19 protein-coding genes and 1 pseudogene are annotated in these 22,884 nt (G+C 59.2%); 13 read left to right on the forward strand and 7 right to left on the reverse strand.

All coding sequences use genetic code 11. The annotated features are described in order from the left end of the window. Nucleotides 1-38: 38 nt before the first annotated feature. Both AO068_RS29585 and AO068_RS29590 read left to right on the forward strand, forming a co-directional pair. A pseudogene (locus AO068_RS29585) lies at nt 39-965 on the forward strand (HAMP domain-containing protein); the annotation flags it as partial. A gap of 129 nt (nt 966-1,094) precedes the next feature. After that, complete coding sequence (locus AO068_RS29590; RefSeq protein ID WP_369812063.1) at nt 1,095-1,823, forward strand: methyl-accepting chemotaxis protein; 729 nt, start codon at nt 1,095-1,097, stop codon at nt 1,821-1,823. A 120-nt stretch (nt 1,824-1,943) separates the two neighbouring features. Here AO068_RS29590 and AO068_RS02655 read toward each other — a convergent pair whose 3' ends face one another. Beyond that, nucleotides 1,944-2,840, reverse strand: a complete 897-nt coding sequence (locus AO068_RS02655; RefSeq protein ID WP_058400235.1) for a LysR family transcriptional regulator — start codon at nt 2,838-2,840, stop codon at nt 1,944-1,946. A gap of 107 nt (nt 2,841-2,947) precedes the next feature. On the opposite strand from AO068_RS02655, the gene AO068_RS02660 reads away from it, so the two are divergent. Further along, nucleotides 2,948-3,823 carry an MBL fold metallo-hydrolase gene (locus AO068_RS02660; RefSeq protein WP_058400234.1) on the forward strand — a complete coding sequence of 292 codons (876 nt, stop codon included), beginning with the start codon at nt 2,948-2,950 and terminating at the stop codon, nt 3,821-3,823. Between the two features lie 94 nt (nt 3,824-3,917). Then, entirely contained in the window at nt 3,918-4,316 is a 399-nt protein-coding gene (locus tag AO068_RS02665) for a hypothetical protein (RefSeq protein WP_058407583.1), read from the forward strand. Between the two features lie 87 nt (nt 4,317-4,403). On the opposite strand, the gene AO068_RS29425 is transcribed toward AO068_RS02665, so the two are convergent. From AO068_RS29425 to AO068_RS02675, 3 genes are all read right to left on the reverse strand, one after another. Further along, entirely contained in the window at nt 4,404-4,529 is a 126-nt protein-coding gene (locus AO068_RS29425) for a hypothetical protein (protein ID WP_080164905.1), read from the reverse strand. Between the two features lie 65 nt (nt 4,530-4,594). Then, on the reverse strand, nt 4,595-6,076 hold the full coding sequence (locus AO068_RS02670; protein WP_058407584.1) for a chemotaxis protein CheW: 1,482 nt from the start codon (nt 6,074-6,076) through the stop codon (nt 4,595-4,597). Then, complete coding sequence (locus AO068_RS02675; protein WP_058407585.1) at nt 6,073-8,205, reverse strand: methyl-accepting chemotaxis protein; 2,133 nt, start codon at nt 8,203-8,205, stop codon at nt 6,073-6,075. The genes AO068_RS02670 and AO068_RS02675 overlap by 4 nt, the downstream gene beginning before the upstream one ends. A 642-nt stretch (nt 8,206-8,847) precedes the next feature. Between AO068_RS02675 and AO068_RS02680 the strand changes: the two genes are divergently transcribed. The 5 genes from AO068_RS02680 to AO068_RS02700 all read left to right on the forward strand — a co-directional run bounded on the left by AO068_RS02680 (nt 8,848) and on the right by AO068_RS02700 (nt 14,323). After that, entirely contained in the window at nt 8,848-9,777 is a 930-nt protein-coding gene (locus AO068_RS02680; RefSeq protein ID WP_054081844.1) for a helix-turn-helix domain-containing protein, read from the forward strand. Between the two features lie 109 nt (nt 9,778-9,886). Further along, nucleotides 9,887-10,789, forward strand: coding sequence for an arginase family protein (locus tag AO068_RS02685; RefSeq protein ID WP_058407586.1), 903 nt, complete (start codon nt 9,887-9,889; stop codon nt 10,787-10,789). Between the two features lie 180 nt (nt 10,790-10,969). Beyond that, entirely contained in the window at nt 10,970-12,316 is a 1,347-nt protein-coding gene (locus AO068_RS02690) for an LLM class flavin-dependent oxidoreductase (protein WP_058407587.1), read from the forward strand. Then, on the forward strand, nt 12,313-13,272 hold the full coding sequence (locus tag AO068_RS02695) for a D-isomer specific 2-hydroxyacid dehydrogenase family protein (RefSeq protein WP_058407588.1): 960 nt from the start codon (nt 12,313-12,315) through the stop codon (nt 13,270-13,272). The genes AO068_RS02690 and AO068_RS02695 overlap by 4 nt, the downstream gene beginning before the upstream one ends. A gap of 76 nt (nt 13,273-13,348) precedes the next feature. Further along, nucleotides 13,349-14,323 carry an aliphatic sulfonate ABC transporter substrate-binding protein gene (locus AO068_RS02700; protein WP_058407589.1) on the forward strand — a complete coding sequence of 325 codons (975 nt, stop codon included), beginning with the start codon at nt 13,349-13,351 and terminating at the stop codon, nt 14,321-14,323. A gap of 60 nt (nt 14,324-14,383) precedes the next feature. On the opposite strand, the gene AO068_RS02705 is transcribed toward AO068_RS02700, so the two are convergent. The 3 genes from AO068_RS02705 to AO068_RS02715 all read right to left on the reverse strand — a co-directional run bounded on the left by AO068_RS02705 (nt 14,384) and on the right by AO068_RS02715 (nt 17,920). After that, nucleotides 14,384-16,054, reverse strand: coding sequence for an amidase (locus AO068_RS02705; protein WP_177342338.1), 1,671 nt, complete (start codon nt 16,052-16,054; stop codon nt 14,384-14,386). Nucleotides 16,055-16,142: 88 nt separating this feature from the next. Next, nucleotides 16,143-16,775 (reverse strand): ANTAR domain-containing response regulator, encoded by a 633-nt coding sequence (locus tag AO068_RS02710; protein WP_005746856.1) that lies wholly within the window; start codon nt 16,773-16,775, stop codon nt 16,143-16,145. Then, nucleotides 16,772-17,920, reverse strand: a complete 1,149-nt coding sequence (locus tag AO068_RS02715) for a transporter substrate-binding domain-containing protein (RefSeq protein WP_005746857.1) — start codon at nt 17,918-17,920, stop codon at nt 16,772-16,774. Before AO068_RS02715 ends, AO068_RS02710 begins: the two co-directional genes overlap by 4 nt. 934 nt (nt 17,921-18,854) lie before the next feature. On the opposite strand from AO068_RS02715, the gene urtA reads away from it, so the two are divergent. The 4 genes from urtA (at nt 18,855) to urtD (ending at nt 22,883) form a co-directional block, all read left to right on the forward strand. Then, on the forward strand, nt 18,855-20,036 hold the full coding sequence (gene urtA / locus AO068_RS02720) for an urea ABC transporter substrate-binding protein (RefSeq protein WP_058407590.1): 1,182 nt from the start codon (nt 18,855-18,857) through the stop codon (nt 20,034-20,036). A gap of 66 nt (nt 20,037-20,102) precedes the next feature. Then, nucleotides 20,103-21,005: an urea ABC transporter permease subunit UrtB gene (urtB, locus tag AO068_RS02725; protein WP_058407591.1), complete on the forward strand. Its 903-nt coding sequence runs from the start codon at nt 20,103-20,105 to the stop codon at nt 21,003-21,005. A 1-nt stretch (nt 21,006) separates the two neighbouring features. After that, nucleotides 21,007-22,149 (forward strand): urea ABC transporter permease subunit UrtC, encoded by a 1,143-nt coding sequence (urtC, locus tag AO068_RS02730; protein ID WP_058407592.1) that lies wholly within the window; start codon nt 21,007-21,009, stop codon nt 22,147-22,149. After that, the gene (urtD, locus tag AO068_RS02735; RefSeq protein WP_016981335.1) at nt 22,146-22,883 is read left to right on the forward strand and encodes an urea ABC transporter ATP-binding protein UrtD; all 738 of its coding nucleotides are present in this window, start codon (nt 22,146-22,148) and stop codon (nt 22,881-22,883) included. Before urtC ends, urtD begins: the two co-directional genes overlap by 4 nt. Nucleotide 22,884: the final 1 nt, after the last annotated feature.

The raw sequence follows: 22,884 nt of genomic DNA on the forward strand, positions 1-22,884 counted from the left end.
ACAGCAGCGCACGCGAGATTCGCCAGGTCGACAATGCCATGCAACTGTTTTTCGACGGCATTACGCAGAACGTCAATTACATCGCGGCGCACCCGCTGATCGCCGGGGCGAGCGATGATTTCCGCAACTACATGGGCGCAACGCCTCCCCCGCAGTCCGAGAATGACAGGCAGGCGACCGAGCTGTTCGCCAGTATCGCCAAGGCCCATCCGGCCTACTCCTACGTCTCTTACGGGTTGATCAACGGCAGCTACATCATGACGCCGGAAGACCCGAAAATGAGCAACTACGACCCACGTGTTCGCCCGTGGTACAAGACCGCAATGGCCAATGCTGGCAAAACCGTGCGCAGCGACGCATATTACTGGGCCAACGATGACGCGGTGCTGGTCAGCACCATTAGGGCGATCCCCAATAAACTGGGCAACCCTGGCGGCGTGGTTAACATCGACGTATCACTCAAGCAACTGACCAACATCGTCAAGCAGATCAAGCTGGGTGACAGCGGCTACCTGATGCTGATGGAAAAGAGCGGCACCGTGCTGGTCGACCCCAAACAGCCGGAACACAACTTCAAGAAACTGGGTGAACTGGGCGACGGCTTCAGCGAGCTGGCGAAAACCCCCAGTGGTCTGGTCGAGGTGACACTCAACGGTGAACGCTACATGGCCAACGTGTACCCGTCCGAGCAATTGGGCTGGAACTTCATCGGCCTGATCAAGCAGGACGAAGTGATGGCCTCGGCCACCCGCCTGACCTGGCTGATCGGCATTATCGCTGCGGTATTGGCGGTGGTCTTTGCGATTGTCGGTGCCAGTTTTGCCAGCGTCATCGTGCGTCCGATTCACAGCGTGTCCAGCGGCCTGGAAGGTATTGCGGGCGGCGAAGGCGACCTGACCCAGAACCTCGCCGTGCGCGGCAAGGATGAAACAGCGCAACTGGCAGGCTGGTTCAATAAATTCCTCACCGCGATTCGCAACCTGATCCAGCACATCGGCCAGGCTGCCGGGAAGATTCTTGAAGCCTCACACAGCTCCACCCGTGTCTCCAACGACATGGCCGAAGCCGCTGGACGTCAGCGCGAGGCGGTGGACATGGTCTCCACGGCCTTCCATGAAATGGTCGCCACCTCCAACGAAGTCGCTCGCTCCTGCAGCCAGGCCGCCGATTCGGCCGACAGCGGTCAGCAGCAGGCGCGTGAAGGTCAGCGACAGATCGACGATGCGGTGCGCAGTGTCGACCAGCTCAGCGAGGAACTCACCCGCTCGGCCAAGGACATGACGCAACTGGAAAAGGACAGCGCAGGCATTCAGTCGATCCTCAATACCATCCGTTCGATTGCCGAGCAGACCAACCTGCTGGCCCTCAACGCGGCCATCGAAGCAGCCCGCGCAGGCGAACAGGGTCGCGGCTTTGCCGTAGTAGCCGACGAAGTCCGCGCACTGGCCAAACGTACCTCGGACTCAACCGCCGAAATCGACAACCTGCTGGGCAATCTGGCCAAACGCACCGCCTCGGTGGCGCAACAGATGCACGCCAGCCTCGACGTGTCGCAGCAATCGGTGACCAAGATCGGGCAGGCACGCAGCAGCTTCGGGCAGATCCGTGAGTCGGTGGATGTGATTCGCGACATGAACACCCAGATCGCAACCGCCGCCGAAGAGCAGCATCAGGTGGCCGAGGACATCAACCGTCACATTAGCCAGATCCATGGCGACGCCCAGTTGATCGCCGACCTCTCGGACTCCGCCCGTGCGGATTCCAGAAGTCTGGAACTACTGTCCAGCGAACTCGACGGCCTGGTGCGCAAGTTCAAGACCTGATACTGCACACTCGGAGCGTGAGAAACGATAGATGTCTGTGTGTCCCCTATCGTGCCCATGCTCCGCGTGGGCATGCCGTTCTGGACGCTCTGCGTCCTGTGCGCAGCAGGTTATCCAACCTCAGGGCTCTGCGCTGCCCCTCTCAAACCATTCAGCCAGAAAATCCAGCATGGTGCGCAAGGTGGCCGACTGGTGATGCCGCGAGGTGTAGATCGCGTGTATCCCCAGCGCCCTTGGCTGGTAGTCGGGCAGCACCGCGATCAGCTTGCCACTTGCAATCAGCGGCGCTGCCGAATGTACCGGTTGCAAGGTGATCCCCGCGCCAGCCACTGCGGCCTCCAGCAACACCACTGAATCATTGGCGCTGAGGTTGCCGCCCACCGGAACGCTGAGCGGCAACTGCTGACGGGTGAACTCCCACAGGCTTTTGCCGAAGTACGAATAGGTCAGGCAGTGGTGTGCAGCCAGTTCCTGCGGACTGGAGGGAGTGCCATGCATGGCGAGGTAGGCTGGAGAGGCACAGACAACCGAATCGCAATGCCCCAGTGGACGGGCAATCACATTGGGGTCCAGCTGATTGGTGATGCGGATCGCCAGATCAATACGCTCGCTGACCAGGTCCACAGCCTCGTTGCCAATAAGCAGATCCACCGAGGTGCCGGGGTAGCGTTGCAGGTAAGCCGTCACCGCTGGGGCCAGAACCGCCAGTGCCAGTGACTGCGAACAGGCAATGCGCAACATGCCGCGGGGCTCATCGACCTGCGTATCGGCAGCCAGCGGCACTGCGTCAGCCAGCTCGACAAGCTGCTGGCAACGCAGCAACGTCACTTGTCCGGGCGCAGTGAGCCCGAGCTTGCGCGTGGTGCGGTGCAACAAGCGCGCTCCCGCCCAGGTTTCCATTTGCGCCAGATAACGGGTAACCATCGCCCGTGACATGTCCAGCGCTTCGGCGGCAGCGATGAGGCTGCCGCGTTCGTTGATGGCCATGAACACCCGCGCCGCCATGATCCGATCCATGATTCATCCGATATAAGCAATCAATAGTTGCCAATATTGAGGCTTTTGTTTCATTTGAAGCAACATAAGATAACCACCTTAGTCCTGTCCGATAAAGGTCGTGCCCCATGCTGCGCAATTCCCTGCTTGCTCTATCGTTCGCTGCGCTATTCCCGCTTGCAGCCCAGGCCGCTGATCCACTGGCGATCGAAGTCTACAACCCGGCCGAAAAAGCCATCTTCCCGGTGTCATCCGAACTGATCACCGGCAAGCATGATGCGGTGCTGATCGATGCACAGTTTCAGCGTAACGATGCTCAGGCGCTGGTAGAGAAGATCAAGGCCAGCGGCAAGAAACTCACCACCGTGTACATCAGCCACAGCGACCCGGATTACTACTTCGGGCTGGACGTCATCAAAGCCGCTTTCCCCGATGCGAAGATCGTTGCCAGCGCCCCTACCGTGAAGGCGATCAAGGCGTCGATGCAGGGCAAACTTGCCTACTGGGGCCCGATTCTCAAGGACAATGCGCCAGCCAGCCTGGTCCTCCCAGAGGTGCTCAAGGGCGACCATCTGACCCTTGAAGGCCAACCGTTGCAGATCAAAGGCCTTAACGGTCCGGCACCCGAGCGCAGCTACGTATGGATTCCATCGCTCAAGGCGGTGGTCGGCGGCGTTGTGGTGTCCAGCGGCATTCATGTCTGGGTTGCCGATACCCAAAGCCCGAAATCGCGTCAGGACTGGCTCGCCACCCTCAAGGGTATTGAGGCGCTGAAGCCGGTCACGGTAATTCCGGGCCATTATCTGGGCGAGGTTCCAGCGGGCACCAAGGCTGTGACGTTCACCGCCGACTACCTGAAGTCCTTTGAACAACAAGCGGCCAAAACCAAGGATTCCAAGGGCCTGATCGATGCCATGCAGAATGCCTGGCCACAACTGGCCGAACCGAGTTCGCTGGAACTGAGTGCCAAGGTCATCAAGGGCGAGATGAAGTGGCCGAACTGATCTGAAACCAGGGAACTGTTGCCGCATCGCCGCAGTTGCGCGCAGCAATTCCGGGGGATGGTCAGACGCCCCCGTCAATCGCTATGCTGCACCCATGAATGCTCCCGTCAAAATCCGTAACTCCTGCCCGCCCGGCGCTTGCGACTGCGAGCGCGAACGGCTGGATGCGGAAGACGCCGACCTGCGCATCCTCAAGCTGACCCGTGATGCGGAAAACACGCTGCTTGAGCGCCTGAGCCGTGTTGAAAGCCTGAAGGATCTGGAGCACATGCAGCGCAAGATTTTCGAGCAACTGGGTGTGCGCGTCGAAATCGCACCGGGCTTCAACGAAGTACGCACCATGCGCGGCATCAGCATTGTCGTGCAGAAAAAGACCGGCCTGTGCCGCAAGACGCGCAAGTCGGTTGCAAGCGCAATCCGCAGTGCACTTGAGGCACGCCCGCAGATCGCCTATGAACTACTCAACGCCAACGACCTGCTGCGCGACGCGTGAGTCAATACAGAGCCCGAACAGGCCTTTGAAACCATAACGCCCGATCTAAAACGGAGCGGGCGTCATGTTCATTGTCCTGTTGACTGATCAACAGGCCCCCGGCGGAATACCACCCTTGTTGAAGTCCTTCAGGCGTTCCTTTTCTTCTGGCGTCGAGTGCGCAGGCACATCGTTTGCCGGTTCCGGCTTTTTCTCGTCTTTCTGGTCAGTCATGGTCATTCTCTCCGCTCGTGGACACTCAAAATAAGGCCACACGCGAAGCATTCGGTTCCGATTGATTAGCGCGCTGCCACTTGTTCGGCGACATTGCACTCCAGTTGCCTGGCCAGCCCCTGCAAATCGAGCAGGGTTGCGCGCCAACTGCGTTCCTGACTGCCGACGCTGACCAGCGAGCGCACTCGGTCATTGACCGAGATCCCCTTGCCGGTATTGGCCTGCCAGCCCTGCTCGAGCATGGCCGGGTCGAACTGATTGAACGCGTCGATCGCATCGACCCGGCTCACGGCAAAACCAAAGCACAGGCGCTCGCCACGCACGATCAGGACACGGGACGCTTCACCCGGGGTTTGCGCCCCCTCGCCCAGCAGGCTGCTCAGGCAGATCAGCGGCACTTGCTCGCCACGCAGATTGAACTGCCCCAACAAGTGTGTCGTCGGTTGCGACAAACCGATCAGCTGTTGCGGCACGCTCATGATCTCGACGATCTGACTCAACGGCGCGACGAAGCGGGTCGGTGCGTCAAACAGCAGGCAGGCATGCCGCAGCATGGCCTTGGTCACATCGTGCGAGGCTTGTGCAGGTTTGACGTCGTGCTGATAAACCTGGGTGTAGCTTTTGACTTCCGGGCGCTGCAACAGCATTGGATGATCCAGCAACAATGCCTGTTGCCCCTCATCCAGGTTCATAACCCCGGCCAGCAGTTCAGGATGCGGCAGGCCGTAACCCGGTGCCGCCAGAAGACTGCCCGGGTCCTGGCGCTGGATGGCGACCATGCGGTCGTAACCAAACCCGCACACCCGGCCATCCGGTGCCGTCAACAGCAACAACTGCGGCTTGGAAGTCTGGCGTTTATGGTCCAGACCAAGGACTTCAGACAGATTGAGCGCCGGAACCTTGGTGCCACGTACCGACGTCACGCCAAAGCAGCAGTCACTGGCAAAGTCCGACGCCGAAATTTCAGGGTTATCCACCAGTTCGGTCACGACGCTCGCATCGATACAGAAGTTGCGACCGTCACACTCGAACACCAGGTAATGCAGCAAACGATTCTTGGCCGCGAGTGCCTCTTCCTTGAGCACCTGCGCGCTCGGATCAGCAGCAAACAGTACGCCTGGCAAGCTACTCAGAAAACCCAGGTCGAGCTTGTAGATCATCCGCGATTCTTCTGCGCCCAGCAGCAGTGATGGCAGCAACCCGACACTGGTGCCGCCAGGGCCCAAGGGGCTGAATTGAGAGTCGCGGGCCTTGAGAATGTCGCAGACCGCATCAATCGCCAGCCCCAGGTAGCCACCACCGTACTTGAGAATCGCGACCAGCGGCGTGGGCGACGACGTATCGCCGCCCTCCGCCAACTGGCCTCGCAGGTCCACCAAAGGCACCGGTTTGCCGCGCAAGGTAAACACACCGCGCAACGCACCGCGAGTCAGCGGATGGGGGTGCAGGTTGGCAGGCCAGTGCACGGCCTCCATCAGCGCTTCGGCAACCACCGCCAGATAAACGCCATTGATCTGCACGACGCCGTAGGCATTCAGGCTGCTCATGCAGGTTGTCCGATGGATACCTTGTTCAGAGTTTCGGTGTAGCCGGTCAGGTTGGCTTTATGCAGCTCCACGATCAGTGCTTCCACTTCCTGTGCCGACAAGCGTTGTTTCTCGGTTGCGGTGTTGATCCCGTCGATCGCCTGAGTGGTCTGCATCACGCCTTCCACGATGTGTTCGAAGGCTTCGCCGGCACTGCGCGAAATCTCGTTGCCCGACTCGATCCGGCTGACTGTTTCGAGGATCAGCTTGTTGATTTCCTTGGTCGCACGCGAGGACTTCTCGGCCAGCTTGCGCACTTCATCGGCTACCACCGAGAAGCCCAGGCCGTGCTCGCCAGCCCTGGCCGCCTCGATAGCGGCGTTGAAGGCCAGCATGTTGGTCTGACTGGCAATCTCGCTGATCACCTGGATGATGTCCTGAATGCCCTCGGCCGACTTGGCGATCATGCCCATCGCATCGGACGCCTTGACCAGCGTCTGCGAACCGGTACTGGCCTGCTCACGCGTCATTCTGGCCAGATCGGTGGCCGTCTCGGTGCTTTGTGCCACGTAGGAAATGGCGTTCATCAATGCTTTAACCGACTCGCCCATGGCGCGGGTCTTGGCTTCGATCGCCTGTTCCATCTCGACCTGACGGGTAATGTCAGTGGCGAATTTCACCACTTTGAACGGCAGCCCGTCATGGTCGAAAATCGGGCTGTACGTAGCCTGAATCCAGATTTTCTGCCCGTACTTGCTGACGCGCATGAAGCGTCCGGAATAGAACTCGCCCTGCCCCAGCCCGTGCCAGAACTCCCGGTATTCAGTGCAACGCACATACTCTTCATCACAGAAAATACGGTGGTGCTGGCCCTTGATCTCATGCAGGCCATAGCCCAGCGCTTTCAGGAAGTTGGCGTTGGCCGTAACGATGTTGCCGCTCATGTCGAATTCGATGACGGCCTGGGCGCGGTCAATTGCATTGACCTTGCCCTGATCCTCGACGCTGGTTTCCTTGGCAACTGTCACGTCGAGCGCGAACTTGACGATCTTGTAAGGTTTGCCCTGCGCGTCAAAGATCGGGTTGTAGGTCGCCTGAATCCAGATTTCCTTACCGTCCTTGCGCTTGCGCTTATACTCATTGGCGTCATATTCGCCACGCCCCAGTTTTTCCCAGAGCTCGCGATACTCCAGACTGCTGACAAACTCCTCAGAGCAGAACATCCGGTGGTGTTCGCCGACGATTTCATCGAGCTCGTAGCCAAATACCGCCAGAAAATTGCGGTTGGCATGCAGCACCTTGCCCGTCAGATCGAATTCGATCACCGCCTGAGAACGTTCGATGGCTGTCACCTTGCCCGCGGACTCAGCCTGACGAATGCGGCTCTCGGTCACATCGTTGGCGAACTTCACGATCTTGTAAGGACGACCATCCGGGTCGAATATCGGGTTGTAGGTGGCGCTGATCCACAACTCGCGACCGTTCTTGCCGATGCGCTTGTATTCGCCGGAGTCATACTCGCCACGTTCGAGCTTGGCCCAGAAGGCACGATAGGCCGGACTGTTCAGGTAGTCGTCTTCGCAGAACATGCGATGGTGCTGACCCTGAATCTCGTCCAGACGATAACCCAGGACCTTGAGAAAGTTTTCGTTGGCGGTGAGCACGCGACCGTTAAGGTCGAATTCAATGACACCCTGCGAGCGATCGATAGCCGCAACCTTGCCTTCGTACTCGGCATTGGATTTGCGCTGCGCAGTCACGTCCGTAGCGAACTTCACCACCTTGAACGGATTGCCTTGCTCGTCAAACACCGGGTTATAAGTGGCCTGCAACCAGATCTCGCGCCCGTTCTTGCCCAGGCGCTTGTACTGCCCTTCGTCGAAAGCGCCCTTGCCCAGTTTTTCCCAAAACGTCGCGTATTCGACGCTGGACGCATATTCCGGCGTGCAGAACATACGGTGATGCCGACCCTGGACCTCATCCAGCCGATAACCGACGCAATCCAGAAAATTGGTATTGGCCCGCAGGATATTGCCTTCAAGATCGAACTCGATCATCGCCTGGGAACGGTCAATGGCCGTCAACAGCGAGTGAAGATCAAGTTCCAGCCCGGCCCCGTCCCTGTGGGTGCTTTCAATTGTGGTCGACATGTGGAAGTACTCTGCGAGTAAGCATCTGTGGAAGTATTGTTATAAAGCCCCGGTGTGTGCGGGCCCGGTCAAACGCTTCAAACATGAGGCGCGGACTGACTATGGTGCCTGCTGATCAAGCCGGTTAATCGTCTTTCTCAATGCCTTCCATAGCGCAAACTTCAAGGCCGTCAGAGCCAGGTGGAACTATCGAAGTCACTCGGCAAGGAGCCGTTACATAAACATCGGCTTCAGTCAGATTAGCTTTAGCGCTGCCAGACCACTATTTAGCCACTATCAACGCACACACTTCTTGGCCCTACCGTTCACCGGTAAGGATCGCTTCGTAAACCACTTCCGTCCCCTGCTGAAAACCGTTGCGTCATCAGGCGTAAAACCAGATGACGAGAATCACGGCCCCCGTCCATCCCAGGGTGAGCAAGAAAGAAAGCCCTGCAAGGCGCGGGTCCATGGAACTCCTGTTCTAGAAGGCTTGGGTAAGCAGAGCGCTGCATACGTAGGGATATATCGGCTGGATCACAGGTCTATAAACTATTTTCACCACCTTGAAACACTGCCGGCACAGGGGTCTTGCTCTGGATCAACGTCTGATAACCTTGCCGCCGATCACTTCGTAAAAAGACGCTCGTCGCAGAGGCAACCATGGCCATGATTTTCCCAGCCGAACCACTACGGCCCGAGGATCGTTTCGACGCCTGGCAGGAGGTTGTGAGCTCGACGTATGGCCTGGTCACCAGCCAGCCGCTGACCGAAGCGCCGTTTGACGGCAGGCTGAATGTCAGGGATCAGAGTAGCGTTACCTTCACCCGTATCCAGTCTTCCCCCCTCCATTACCGGCGGTTGCAGCAAGACAGGGAGAGCGATCACTTCCTCCTCACGCTCTCTTTGTGTTCCGTCGCTATCGTCGTGCAGAACGACAGAGAGTCCCGGCAAGGCGCTGGCGATATCGTCCTTTACGATAGCGCACAGCCTTACGCATGCAGTTATCCCGAAGGTGACGATCAGATTGTGCTGGCGGTGCCCCGCAAATTGTTGCTGCAACACATGCCCGCTGCCGAACGACTGGTGTGCCGCACGCTCGATGGCCGTTCGACGCTGGGCCGTGTTGCCGCAACCTTGTTGAATGAAGCCTGGAACACAGAAGGCTTATCGGACCCGCTAAGCGAGCGACTCAATGCATCACTGCTGGACGTACTGTCTACAGCCTTCGACTCGGTGTTCGGCGACACCGATATCCGGCAGCAGTCTCGTCAAATGCAACAACTGCAGCGCATCAAGCAGTTCCTGTTGAATAATCTACCCGACACAGGGCTGACGGCCGAAAGCATTGCTTTGGCGACTCATGTTTCGCCACGCACGCTCAATCGCCTGTTCGCACAGGAAGGCACCACGGCCATTCGCTGGCTCTGGCAGCAAAGGCTCTCGGCGTGCCATGACGCATTGCGCAAAGGCCACGTTCGCCGCGTCAGTGACGCTGCGCTGAATTTCGGCTTCAGCAACCTCTCGCATTTCAGTCGAGCCTTCAAAAACGCTTATGGCATCTCTCCTCAGCAGTTGCTGGGGCCACGATAAGACGATTGGCACCTTCGGCACAGCGATTGACCGTTCAGGCAAAGCACGCCACATCCGGGTCGAGCAGTATCACCGCCATGCCAATGAACGGTGACGAAGGAAAACCTCGATGACTACCCAACCCGATAAAACCCTGCGCCTGATCTTTCCCCAGTGGCAAGGTGGCAACAACGCGCCTTATCATTTTGGCGCACAGCTGCTGGCGTGGCTGGCACCGGACGCGTCAGGGCCCGTCGAGCACGTGGCCGTAACCGAACCGGATGATCAACCACTTGAACTTGAAAACGGCATCATCGCCCGCCATGCGCTGCTGGCCCAGCTTGGCCTTGCACGGCAACTGATCGACCAGCATCAGCCGGATCGTCTGGTGGTTCTGGGTGGCGACTGCCTGGTCGACCTCGCGCCATTCGCCTACCTGAACGAACGTTATGACGGTGACCTTGCGGTTCTGTGGGTCGACGCTCACCCGGACGTCATGACACCCAGAGACTTCCAGCATGCACACGCGATGGTCATGCGCAATCTGCTGGGCGAAGGTGACAAGGATTTCGTCAATGCCGTGAAACGCCCGATCAAGCCTGCCAATGTGATGTACGCGGGCCTGCAGGAAACGCTTGAGGTCGAAAGCGCATTCATCAAGCGTCTCGGGCTGCGCAGCGCCGATGCACAGGCGCTGGCACACTCCAGCGAGCCGGTGCTGCAGTGGCTTGAGGAAACCGGTGCAAGGCACCTGGCGATCCATCTGGACCTGGACGTGCTGGACCCGGCACTGTTTCGCTCTGTGCTGTTTGCCCAACCCGGTGTCCCTGCCAGTAAATTTGAAGGCGTTGCTCAGGGCAAGATGACTATCGAGCAGGTCGTCCGCTTGCTGACAGACGTTGCCAGCGCCGTGGACGTGGTCGGCCTTGGCATTGCCGAGCACCTGCCGTGGGATGCTCTGGCGCTGCAGAACATGCTGACGAAACTGCCGCTGCTTGGCGACCGGCTGCCAAGCCACGGGACTGACTCCTGAACCAGCGAGTAAAATTCAATTTATGCATATTTAAATACCAGATAATTAGTTAATTTAATAATTAACATATAACAAAATAGAATTTCACTGTGGGTTTTTATAGGCATATCGTCATCCTATACCGACCCCTTTCTCCAGGCGGAGGTGCATCCACCTTTCTGAACCGTCCGGAGCAAAAACATGAGCAGACAACGACACCTTAAACTTGGCGCAATGGTCCACGGAGTCGGCCATGGCTGGGGCGAATGGCGCCACCCGCAGGCGCTGGCCAACGCCAGTGTGAATTTCGGCTTTTATCAGCAGCAGACCCAGTTGGCCGAAGCGGCCCGCTTCGATTTTGTGTTCATTGCCGACAGCCTGCACATTCACGAAAAATCCAGCCCGCATTACCTGAATCGTTTCGAACCGTTGACCATTCTCTCCGCACTCGCAGCCACCACCCGGCATATCGGTCTGGTGGCAACGGTGACGGTCAGCTACACCGAACCCTTTCAGGTAGCTCGCCAGTTTGCTTCGCTGGACCACATCAGTGGCGGTCGGGCTGGCTGGAATGTGGTGACTTCCTGGCTCAGTGGCACCGCCGACAACTTCAGCAAGGGCGAACACCCACCGCACGCCGTACGCTACCGTATCGCCAAAGAGCATATCGAGGTGGTCAAGGGCCTGTGGGATTCCTGGGAAGACGACGCCTTCGCCTACGACAAGCAGAAAGGCGAGTTTTTCACGCCCGGCAAACTGCACACGCTGAACCACAAGGGCGAATTCTTCTCGGTGAAAGGCCCGCTCAACATCGCCCGGTCGAAGCAGGGTCAGCCGGTGATTTTTCAGGCAGGCACCTCCGAGGCCGGGCGTAACTTTGCCGCTCAGAACTCCGATGCAATTTTTGTCCACGCCGAGAGTTTCGATGAAGCGCGCGCCTATTATCAGGACCTGAAACAAAGGGCTGGCGGCTTTGGTCGCGACCCTCACGCGCTGTCGATTCTTCCGGGCATTCGCCCGATTGTCGGGCGCGATGAGGCTGAGGTGGAGAGCCGCTATCGCCAGGCCGTGGAGTTGGTGACGATCGAAGACGCCATTGTCGCCCTTGGCCGACCGTTCAATGATCACGATTTCAGCCAGTACCCACTGGACGAACCCTTCCCGGAACTGGGCGATCTGGGCTCCAACAGCCAGAAAGGCGGTTCGGACCGGATCAAGCAACTGGCCAAAGACGAAGGCCTGAGCCTGCGTGAAGTCGCCCTGCGCTTCTCCCTGCCCCGCCGTGACTTTGTCGGCACACCGGAACAGGTCGCCGACGCGATACAAACGTGGTTCGAAGCAGGCGCAGCCGACGGTTTCATCATCAATAGCGTCCTGCCGGACGGCCTGCAGTACTTCACCGAATGGGTGGTGCCGGTGCTGCAACGACGCGGACTGTTTCGCACCGAATACAGCGGCAATACGCTACGTGAAAACCTCGGCCTTGAGGTGCCGGTCAATCGTCATGCGAAGGCTGTCGCCCATCAATCTGACGAGGTGGTGGCATGACTCGACTCGTGATTGCCAGCCAGCTGGATGATGATTTCAATCAGGTGATTCGCGAGCGGCTTGCAGTGACCCACCCTGAAGCCAGGGTCATCGGCGTACCTGCCGGAGTGCCGAGCGATTTGCCCGGCGAGGTCAGCATTCTGCTGGCGTGCCCTATCAACGTGCGTGGTTATGAAGCCCCGGCCTTGCCGCCTCCGGGCTGGCCCTATGGCCTGAAATGGATTCAGGTGGTGTCTTCGGGTATCGACTTCTACCCAGGCTGGCTGTTCAACGGGCCGCCGGTGAGCACCTCGCGGGGCAGCGCGGCAGAAAACATCGCCGAGTTCTCGCTGGCCGCCATTTTTGCCGCAGCCAAACATCTGCCGGATATCTGGGTGCATGACTCGCAATGGAATTTCACCGCACTGACACCGCTCAAGGGCACTACGCTGGGGATTCTCGGCTTTGGTGCCATCGGTCGCAGCCTGGCAAGCAAGGCCCAGGCGCTGGGTATCAACGTGATCGCATTGCGGCAAAGTCCGGCTCCGTTCGAGGTTGACGGTGTCGAGGCTGCACGCGACATTCACGACCTGTTCGCGCGCGCAGACAATCTGGTACTGGCCGCGCCGTTGACACCGGCCACGCGGCACATCGTCAACGCCGAGGTGCTGAACAGTGCCAAACCCGGCCTGCACTTGATCAACATCGCCCGTGGCGGCCTGCTTGACCATGAAGCGCTGCTCAATGCGCTGGATAATGGAAACATCGGCCTGGCCTCGCTGGACGTCACCGAACCCGAGCCCCTGCCGGACGGGCATCCACTGTACTCACACCCTCGCGTGCGCCTGTCACCGCACACCTCGGCGATCTCCAGCAACAGCCGTAACGAAATAGCCGACAGCTTTCTGGCCAACCTTGAGCGTTTTCTCAATGGGCAGGCCTTGCAGAATCAGGCTGATCGCCAGCGCGGCTACTGACACAGATCACACCCATTACGCTGCGTGGAAATACAACTCCTGACACTCAGCGTCACCCTCAAATACCGAGCGTGCCATGCCCAAACCGATAAAAAACACACAACCTGGCTACCGCCGTCCGCTGCTGGCAGGTCTGCTCGCGGCGTTGGTGTTATGCATCGCCCTCCCCGTCGAAGCACAGCAAACGTTGCGGATCGGTTACCAGAAGTCTTCCACGCTGATCACCCTGCTGAAAACACGCGGCACGCTGGAAAAAGCCCTTGCGCCACAGGACGTCACCGTCACCTGGCATGAGTTTCCGAGTGGTCTGCCGCTGCTGGAGGCGCTGAACGTCGGCAACGTCGATATCAGCGCGGATGTGGCGGACACCGTACCAATCTTTGCCCAGGCAGCGCAGGCTCGGCTGACCTACTTTGCCCAGGAAGCGGCCTCGCCTTCCGCGCAGGCAATCATCGTGCATAAAGACTCGCCCGTGCAGCAGTTGTCAGACCTGAAAGGCAAAAAGGTCGCCGTTACCAAAGCGGCGGGTTCCCACTACCTGCTGATTGCCGCGTTGAAAAAGGCCGGTCTGGCATTTTCGGATATTCAGCCCGCCTACCTGTCGCCCGCCGACGGCCGCGCGGCCTTCGAAAACAACAAGGTGGACGCCTGGGTCACCTGGGAACCCTTCCTGACCAGCGCCCAACGGCAATTGCCAACGCGCACCCTGGCTGACGGCAAGGGGCTGTCCAGCTACAAGCGCTATTACCTGACCGGCACCAACTACGCCAAGGACCATCCGCAAGTGCTCAGCGTGGTTTACGAGCAGTTGCACAGCGCTGGCATCTGGCTCAAAGCCAACCCGCGCGAAGCCGCCCAGGTGCTGAGCCCTTTATGGGGCAATCTGGATATCGAAACGGTCGAAATCGCCAACAGCCATCGGACTTATCAGATCCAGCCAGTCACGCACGATCAACTGGACGAACAACAGCATATCGCCGATGCCTTCTTGGCAGCGGGACTGCTGCCCAAGGCGGTGGATGCGCAGGATGTGGAGGTATGGAAGCCTTGAGGAATGAAGGGGTACACCCGCTCGCATGGAGCGAGTATGCCCCTCGATCAGTCTCTGAACTCAAACACCCGGCGGCGTGGGAAACGCTCCGCGGGCGGTTTCATAAGCCTGCGCGACACGCAACGCCAAAGCATCCTTGAAGCGCGGTGCGACAATCATCATGGCGACCGGCAGGCCCTCGGCCAGGCCTGCCGGGATTGACGTGGCCGGGTGGCCGGTCAGGTCGAACGGCGCGGTATTGGCGAGCATGTTCAGGGCGCTGTGCACGTACTCTTCAATCGGCGCATCGGCGGCGGTCAGCGTGGTGGCTACAAACGGCATGGTCGGCAACACCAGCACATCAAAATTCTTGAATGCTTCGTCGTATTGACGGGTGAGTTCCGGCACCAGCATCCGCGCCTTGGCGTAGTAGGCACCGTGCAGGTTTTTCAGGCTGTAATGCCCGGTAAGTGCCACGGCACGCACGCTGCTGGACAATGCGTTGGCATGCTCACGACGCCTGGTACCGAAGTAGCTCATGATGTCGGGGTCGTAATAGCCGTCGACATTCATGCCATAGCCGTTGCCTTGCAGCATCTGATACGCCGCACCATCGGTGGCGATGACATTCCACATGTCCAGCGCCACACCGCGGTGCCACGGAGCGCTTGCCTCTCCGACCGTCGCACCAAGGCTTTCCAACTGTGCCACTGCGGCGCGAACCAGGGCGTCTACTTGCGGTTCGGACATGCCGGGAATCGCAAAACCTTCGCGCAGCAGGCCGATTTTCAAGCCGGCAACGCCCTGATCGAGGGTCGCGACACAACTGACCGCCGGCGGGTTTTTCTGCCTTGAATCAAGCCCGTCGGCCCCGGCGATTACGTCGAGCATCACCGCGCAGTAGCGCACGTTATTGGCCATCGGACCGACATGGTCGATGGTCCGCTCGATCGGAAAAGCCCCGGTATAAGGCACAAGGCTGTAGGTCGGCTTGTGCCCGACGATGCCGCTCCAGGCCGACGGCATGCGGATCGACCCGCCCTGGTCGCCGCCGATGGCCATGTCCACTTCCTGCAAGGCGACCAGCACGGCGCTGCCGCTGGAGGAGCCGCCTGCGTTGCGAGTCAGGTCCCACGGGTTTTTTACCGCACCGGTAGCCGAGGTAAAACTGGCTCCGGAGAAACACAAGTCTTCACAGACTGATTTGCCGACCACCGTCGCGCCTGCGGCCAACAAGCGTTTGACCACCGTGGCATCTTCGGACGGCACGTAACCATCAAGGCTCAGCGAGCCGTTGGCCATCGGTACGCCGGCCACTGATACGTTGTCCTTGATGACCACCGTTCTACCCGCCAACGGGCCGCTCGCCGCACCGGCTATGTGCGTCTTCACGTACCAGGCGCCATGCAGGTTTTCGGCCTCTGTCGGTTTGCTGTGCTCGCGCAGCGGCGTGGGCTGCGCAACGTGAGCGGCGTACAGCTCATCAATGGCTTCGTAGGAGCCCAGGGTTTCGTCAGCAAGACTCAGGAACGATGCCATCTGGCTGTCTGACAGGTCGTACCCGTGATCCTGGGCGGCAATCAGAAAGTCGGCTTTGTCGGGGCGTTTTACGGACATGGTGTTCTCCAGATAACGGTAAGGGCCGCCCGGGATCGGGCAGACACTGACTGGAGCCGCCTGCGCAGGATGCGCAGGCATGGGCTCGATCCGGAGGACGCCGTTGTCCATGCCGGTCGCCACGCGGTGTTCCATACCTGCCGGTTCAGGGCGTATGGCAAGCGTCCGCGCAGAAGAGGATCAGACCGATGAGGCCCGACACTCGAAGCGAGTCTGCAGCCTGTCAGGAACAGGCTTGTTGAAACAGTTCGTGGGCCTTGACCAGCGCCTCGGCGATTTTCTCCACGGGCTCACGCTTGGCCATCGCCTGATCCCGCAGCGCGTTGTAAGCGTCTATTTCAGACATACCCTTGGTTTCCATCAGGATGATTTTTGCCTGCTGCACGGTACGCATCACCGCCATGCGCCCTTCCAGGCGCTTGACGTGTTTTTCCCGTTCCCGTGTTTTGCGTGCCTGGCTAAGAGTGATGGCCAGCGCCGTCAACAGGCCGAAAGACCTGACCGGCGAGGGAATCACCGAACAGGCATTGAGCTGCACCAGCGCCTCGACAATGATCGGGTTTTCATAGGCGATCACCGGAATGATCGGCGGCGTCGAGCTGTGCAGCAGCCAGGGCGTATTGGTCGACAGGCTTTCCGGCGACACCGCCAGCACGATCACGTCAGCCTCACTCTGCAACCGTTCGGGGATCGGCCACTGCACGCGTACCTGGCAACCAATACGCTGCAACTGGGCGATCAGGTTGCGACCGTCTTCATCATCGGGGTGCATCACCAGCACGCTGATGTCGCGCAGGTCCTTGATGCCGCCTGCGCTGTCGTTACGCAAACGTTTCTTGGCGGCACGCAGGGTCATGGACGCCTCCCGGTCAGGCTGGACCAGCCATTGAAGTCAGGCGCCACCGCATACGGATCGGGCTTCAGCGCTTTCTGACTTTCGTAAAGGATGTCGAACTGCCCGTCGGCATTGGCACGGCCGATCCGCGAGTACAGGTAGGTATGGTGATTGTGTTCATCGATACGCACCCGTCCCTGAGGCGCGTCGTATTCCAGACCGCGCATGGTCTGCAAGACATCCTCCACCTCCGTGCTGCCCGCCCGGGCTATCGCCTTGGCCAGCAGATGGACCTGAAAATAAGCGGCTTCCCAGCAGCGATCGGTCACTTGATGCTGGCCAAACATCTCCCGGTATTGCGCGATGCACTGGCGATTGAGCGGCGTATCGATCGACTGGAAGTAAGTGGCTGCCGAAATGTGCCCTGTGCCCAGATGAACGCCCATCTGCTGAATATCGGTTTCACTGGTGGTCACACTGGCAATCGGCATGACCGCAGGGTCGAAACCGGCATCGGCGTACGCTTGGTACAGGTGCGCCATGGTGTCACCGACCACGGTGGAAAAGATGAACGACGGTTTCAGCTCCCGGGCCTTGACCATGAGCCTGGCGAAGTCCTCTGGCCTGGCGTTTTTCAATGGCAAGTAGTACTCGCCCAGCTTGCTGCCACCGCGCTCGTAGAGCAGGTCGCTCATCAGCCGATTGGTTTCGTACGGGTAGACGTACTCGGAGCCGATCATCAGCACGCGACTGCCAAAGTGGTCGAACATGTAACTGCCCAATGGCACGGCGTTATGGTTCGGCGTGGCACCGGTGTAAATGATGTTGCGCGAATACTCGAAGCCCTCGTAGTAAACCGGATAGAGCAGCAACGCGTTGTACCGTTCGACGACGGGCAATACTGCCTTGCGCGCCGCAGAGGTGTAGCAACCGAAGAAAAACCGCAGGTTCTCTTCACGAATCAGCGATTCAACGTGCATGGCAAACAACGCAGGCGTTGAATCCGGGTTACGGGTAATCAGTTCCAGAGGACGGCCATTCACGCCTCCTGCCGCGTTGATCTGATGGATTGCAAACTGTGCGCCGCGCATTGTTGAACACTCACCGGCAGCAGTAACGCCGGTATTGGAAAACAGACCTCCTATGCGGATCGACGGGTCAACCATGTCTATGAACCTTGTTCAACGTGAGGTGAGACGCCCGAACCTGGCCGGGAGCCTGAAAGAAGACTGAGCGAATAACCGTGGATTCAACGGTGGCTCTCAGGCGGTTGTGCCTGGGGCTGGCGTGACGGCAGTGTCAGGACCAGTCGTGCGAGGGACCTTCCACACCTGCCGAGAGTGGGCGTGTGGCAAGAGACCCTGCGAGGGTATCTGCTGGCAGTCATGCAGATAGCGGGCCATGCGTCGTGTATGGGTGTTGATGATTCGTGTGTCTGCTGGCTGGGGCGCTCCCTTGGTAGCAGGCATTTGTTTGCAAGGGTGGTCGTACATTCGCTGGGGTTGTGTCGCATGACACATCGTCTTCGCGAACAAGTTCGCTCCCACAGTTACTCATTTCAATCGATCAGTTAGCGATCATTCCTTTTCACCACCACTGCGCATCCGTACTTGGAGCGTACTCCTTGTGGGAGCGAACTTGTTCGCGAAGGGGCCGGTACATCCACTGAGGATGGATCGTCAGGAATAAAGCCTTCGCGAACAAGTTCGCGCCTGCAAAAGCATCGTATTTCAGCCATTGAAGACGTGCGCATCCAAGGAAGCAACGTGCGCAGTCTCACGTTTTTGGTGCGCAAGAGGCCCGTTCGCGCCAAAGCGGCGCATGCCTGTTTGTTCGTGCAATAAATGCAGGGATGCTCTGCCACGCGGTTTCAAAACCCGTGCAAACAGCCGTTTCGGCACTTGGCATTGCCCTTGCTATGTTCCCCCTGAGACATCGCGCCAGCTGTCTGCCCTACGCCCCCTTGGCAAGTAGGGAGACACCTCGCGTACGACTGGATCGGACACAGTTTGTCCCGCCAGATTCGGCACAGAAGCCTGACATCCCGCCCATTGATTTGGCCGGGATGTCGGGCTTTTTTTATTCCTGGGAGAAAAGTGAATGCACAACGACAAACGCCGTTTGATCAAGCATGCTCTGTTGCTGGGTGCGATCAGCCTGCTGCCGTTTTCCCTGATCGGTCAGGCGCAGGCGGACGAGACTGTGAAAGTCGGCATCATCCACTCGCTGACCGGCACCATGGCCATCAGTGAGGCCTCGGTGGTCGACGCCGAAAAGCTCGCCATCGAAGAGATCAACGCCAGTGGCGGCGTGATGGGCAAAACCATCGAACCGATCGTTGAAGATGGTGCCAGCGACTGGCCAACCTTTGCCGAGAAAGCCCGCAAGCTGCTGGAAAACGACCACGTTGCGGTAACCTTTGGCGCGTTCACCTCGGCGTCGCGCAAAGCGGTGCTGCCGGTCTTCGAGCGCAACAAGGGCCTGCTCTACTACCCGACCTTCTATGAAGGGCTGGAAAAATCCCCGGCCATTATCTACACCGGCGCCGAGGCCTCGCAGCAGACCCTGGCAGCCGTCACCTGGCTGATGGCCAACAAGGGCAAAAGCGTCTATCTGGTCGGCTCCGACTACATCTGGCCACGCACTACCAACAAACTGGCGCGGGCATCGGTCACCAAACAGGGCGGCTCCATCGTCGGCGAAGACTACCTGCCGCTGGGCGCTATCGAATTTTCCTCGGTGATCAACAAGATCAAGGTGGCCAAGCCGGACATCGTGCTGTCGACCATCGTCGGCGGCTCGAACGTGGCGTTTTACAAACAGCTCAAGGCTGCCGGTATCGACAGCAGCAACCAGACGCTGATGGGCCTTGCGATCACTGAAGAGGAAGTCACCGGCATCGGCGCGGAAAACCTCGTCGGTTTCCTGACCTGCATGAGCTACTTCCAGAGCCTGAAAAACCCGGTCAACGAGAAGTTCGTCCAGGCGTTCAAAACACGCTATGGGCAGCAGCGCGTCGTCGGTGACCCGATGGCTGCGGCGTATACCGCGGTGTACCTGTGGAAAAAGGCCGTCGAGAAAGCCGGTAGCTTCGACGTGCCGAAAGTAATCGCCGCCTCCTCGGAACTGACCCTCGATGCGCCCGAAGGCGAGATCAAGGTGCACAAGGATAACCACCACCTGTGGAAGCGTGCGCGCATCGGCACGCTCAACGCGCAGGGCCAGGTGGACGTGATCTACGAGTCCGCACCGATCGAGCCCAACCCGTTTCCGAAACTCTGATACCAGGCCGGGCGCGATCTGGTTCGCGCCCGCTTTCGTCAATGTGCAGCAACAGGTAGCGACGGCATGACTCTCGATACGCTGGTAATGCAAGTCTTCAGCGGGTTCTCGCTGTTTTCCGTGCTGGTGCTGATGGCACTCGGGCTGACCATCGTGTTCGGCCTGATGGGCGTGATCAACATGGCGCACGGCGAACTGATGGCGATGGGCTCATACATGACCTACGTCACCTCCGTGGTGTTTCAGCGCTACTTCCCCGAGTTCATGGGCTGGTATTTCATCATCGGCATCGGAATGGCCTTTGTGGTGACCTTCGCCTTCGGTCTACTGCTGGAACGCTGCTTTATCCGCTTCATGTACAACCGGCCACTGGACACATTGCTGGCAACCTGGGGACTGTCGCTGGTGCTGCAGCAACTGTTCCGTCAGGTGTTCGGCCCCAAGGAAGTCAGCGTACCTACCGTGCAATGGCTGCAGGGTGCGTGGAAAATCAGCGAAGGGCTGGAGTTGCCGCTCAACCGCATTTTCATCATCGGCCTGACGTTCGTGATTGCCGCAGCGGTGTTTCTGTTCCTCTACCGCAGCCGCTGGGGCCTGCGCATTCGTGCAGTGACCCAGAACCGCGCGATGGCCGGAGCGGCCGGAATCAACACTGCGCGGGTCGATTCGGTGACGTTTGCACTGGGCTGCGGCCTGGCGGGTATTGCCGGGAGTTCATTCACCATGCTCGCCTCCACCGGCCCGGTGAGTGGCCAGCAGTATCTGGTGGATACCTTCATCGTGGTGGTGTTCGGCGGCGTCGAAAGCCTGCTCGGCACCTTTCTCTCGGCGTTCGCCATCGGCCAGACGCAGATCTCGCTGGAATACCTCACCACCGGCTCCATGGCCAAGGCGATCACCCTGCTGGTGGTCATCGTGCTGCTGTTTTTCCGCCCCAACGGCCTGTTCGCCACGAAAGTGAGACGTTGAGATGAACAACATGACTGAAAAGCCACTGGCCGGGACGCCGGTCAAAGCAGCCCGGCCAGACTGGCTGAGTGGTGGCTGGTTGTCGCTGATCGAGCGTTACAGCCTGATCTGGCTATCGCTGCTGTTGTTGGTGGTATTGCCGCTACTGCTGGGCGATTTCCGTCTGGGGCTGGCGGGCAAATACCTGAGCCTGGCGTTCTGCTCCGTGGGCATGGTGATGATCTGGGGCTACGGCGGCATTCTCAGCCTCGGCCAGGGGATCTTCTTCGGCCTGGGCAGTTACATGATGGCGATGTACCTGAAACTGGAAGCCACTGCCACGGATGAAGCCGCCAGCGCCCTCGCCGCTTTCTACGGCTCGGCGCTGCCGGACTTCATGATCTGGAACAGCGTCGAAGCCCTGCCCTGGTGGTGGAAACCGTTCGAATCGGCCACCTTCACCCTCGCAGCGATCCTGATCCTGCCTTCGCTGCTGGCGTTTCTGTTCAGCTATGCCTATTTCAAGAAGCGCGTCGGTGGCGTGTACTTCTCGATCATTACCCTGTCACTGGCCTCGATCATGTCGATCATGATCATCGGCCAGCAGGGCTACACCGGCGGTGTCAACGGTCTGACCGACTTCAAGACCGCCTTCGGCATGAGCCTGCAGACGCCCCAGACGCCCTGGATTCTCTACCTGATCACCACGCTGTTGCTGCTGGCCAGTGTGGCAATGTGCGGTTTCATTCTGCGCAGCCGCTTGGGCAAGGTCGTCGTGGCGATCCGTGACCGCGAAGACCGGGTGCGTTTTTCCGGCTACAACACTGCGTTGTTCAAGGCCTTCATCTTTGCCGTGGCGGCCCTTATTTCAGCGCTGGGCGGCGTGATGTTCACCCTGCAGGTCGGGCTGGCGTCGCCATCGCTGGTGGGCATCATTCCGTCCACGGAAATAGTGATCTATGCCGCGCTGGGTGGTCGTCTTTCACTGGTCGGCGCGGTATACGGAACGCTGCTGATCGGTGCAGCCAAGACTTACCTGTCGGAGAACTTCGTCAGCTTCTGGCAATACTTCATCGGCTTTCTGTTCATGGCGGTGGTGCTGTTCCTGCCGACCGGCCTCGCCGGGCTGTTGCAACGCCTGAGTAACAAGGAGGCGCAGTCATGAGCGCAATGTTACTGAGTGTCGAAGACCTGACCGTATCGTTCGATGGCTTCAAGGCGGTCGATAACCTCAACTTCTATGTCGAGGAAAATCAGGTGCATGTGGTGATCGGCCCCAACGGCGCGGGCAAGACCACCCTGCTCGACATGATCTGCGGCAAGACCCGCCCGAGCGCAGGCAGCATCCGCTTCAAGGACCTGCAACTGGCGAACATGATCGAGTACCAGATCACTCGCGCAGGCGTGGGCCGCAAGTTTCAGAACCCGTCGGTGTACGAAGACCTCACCGTGCGCGAAAACCTCGACATTTCCTCACCGGACAAGCGCGGCATCTTCAACTGCCTGTTCGCCGGGAAGAACGCAGCACTGAGCGCCGAAATCGAACAGACCGCCGAGATGATCTTTCTCAAGGACCAACTGGGGCGCAAGGCCGGGCTGTTGTCTCACGGCCAGAAGCAGTGGCTGGAGATCGGCATGTTGTTGATGCAGCGTCCGGAACTGCTGCTGCTCGACGAGCCCGTGGCCGGCATGAGCGCTGGCGAGCGGGAGAAAACCGCTGGCCTGCTCAAGCTGATCGCCAAGGGCCGGGCAATGGTCATCATCGAGCACGATATGGAGTTCGTGAAATCGGTGGCCGACAAGGTCACCGTCCTGCATCAGGGCAAAACCCTGGCCTACGGCTCGATGGATCAGGTGCAGAACGATCCTCGCGTCATCGACGTCTACCTGGGGCACTGAA

This window comes from Pseudomonas sp. ICMP 3272, from assembly GCF_001466905.1.
GTDB lineage: Bacteria > Pseudomonadota > Gammaproteobacteria > Pseudomonadales > Pseudomonadaceae > Aquipseudomonas > Aquipseudomonas amygdali.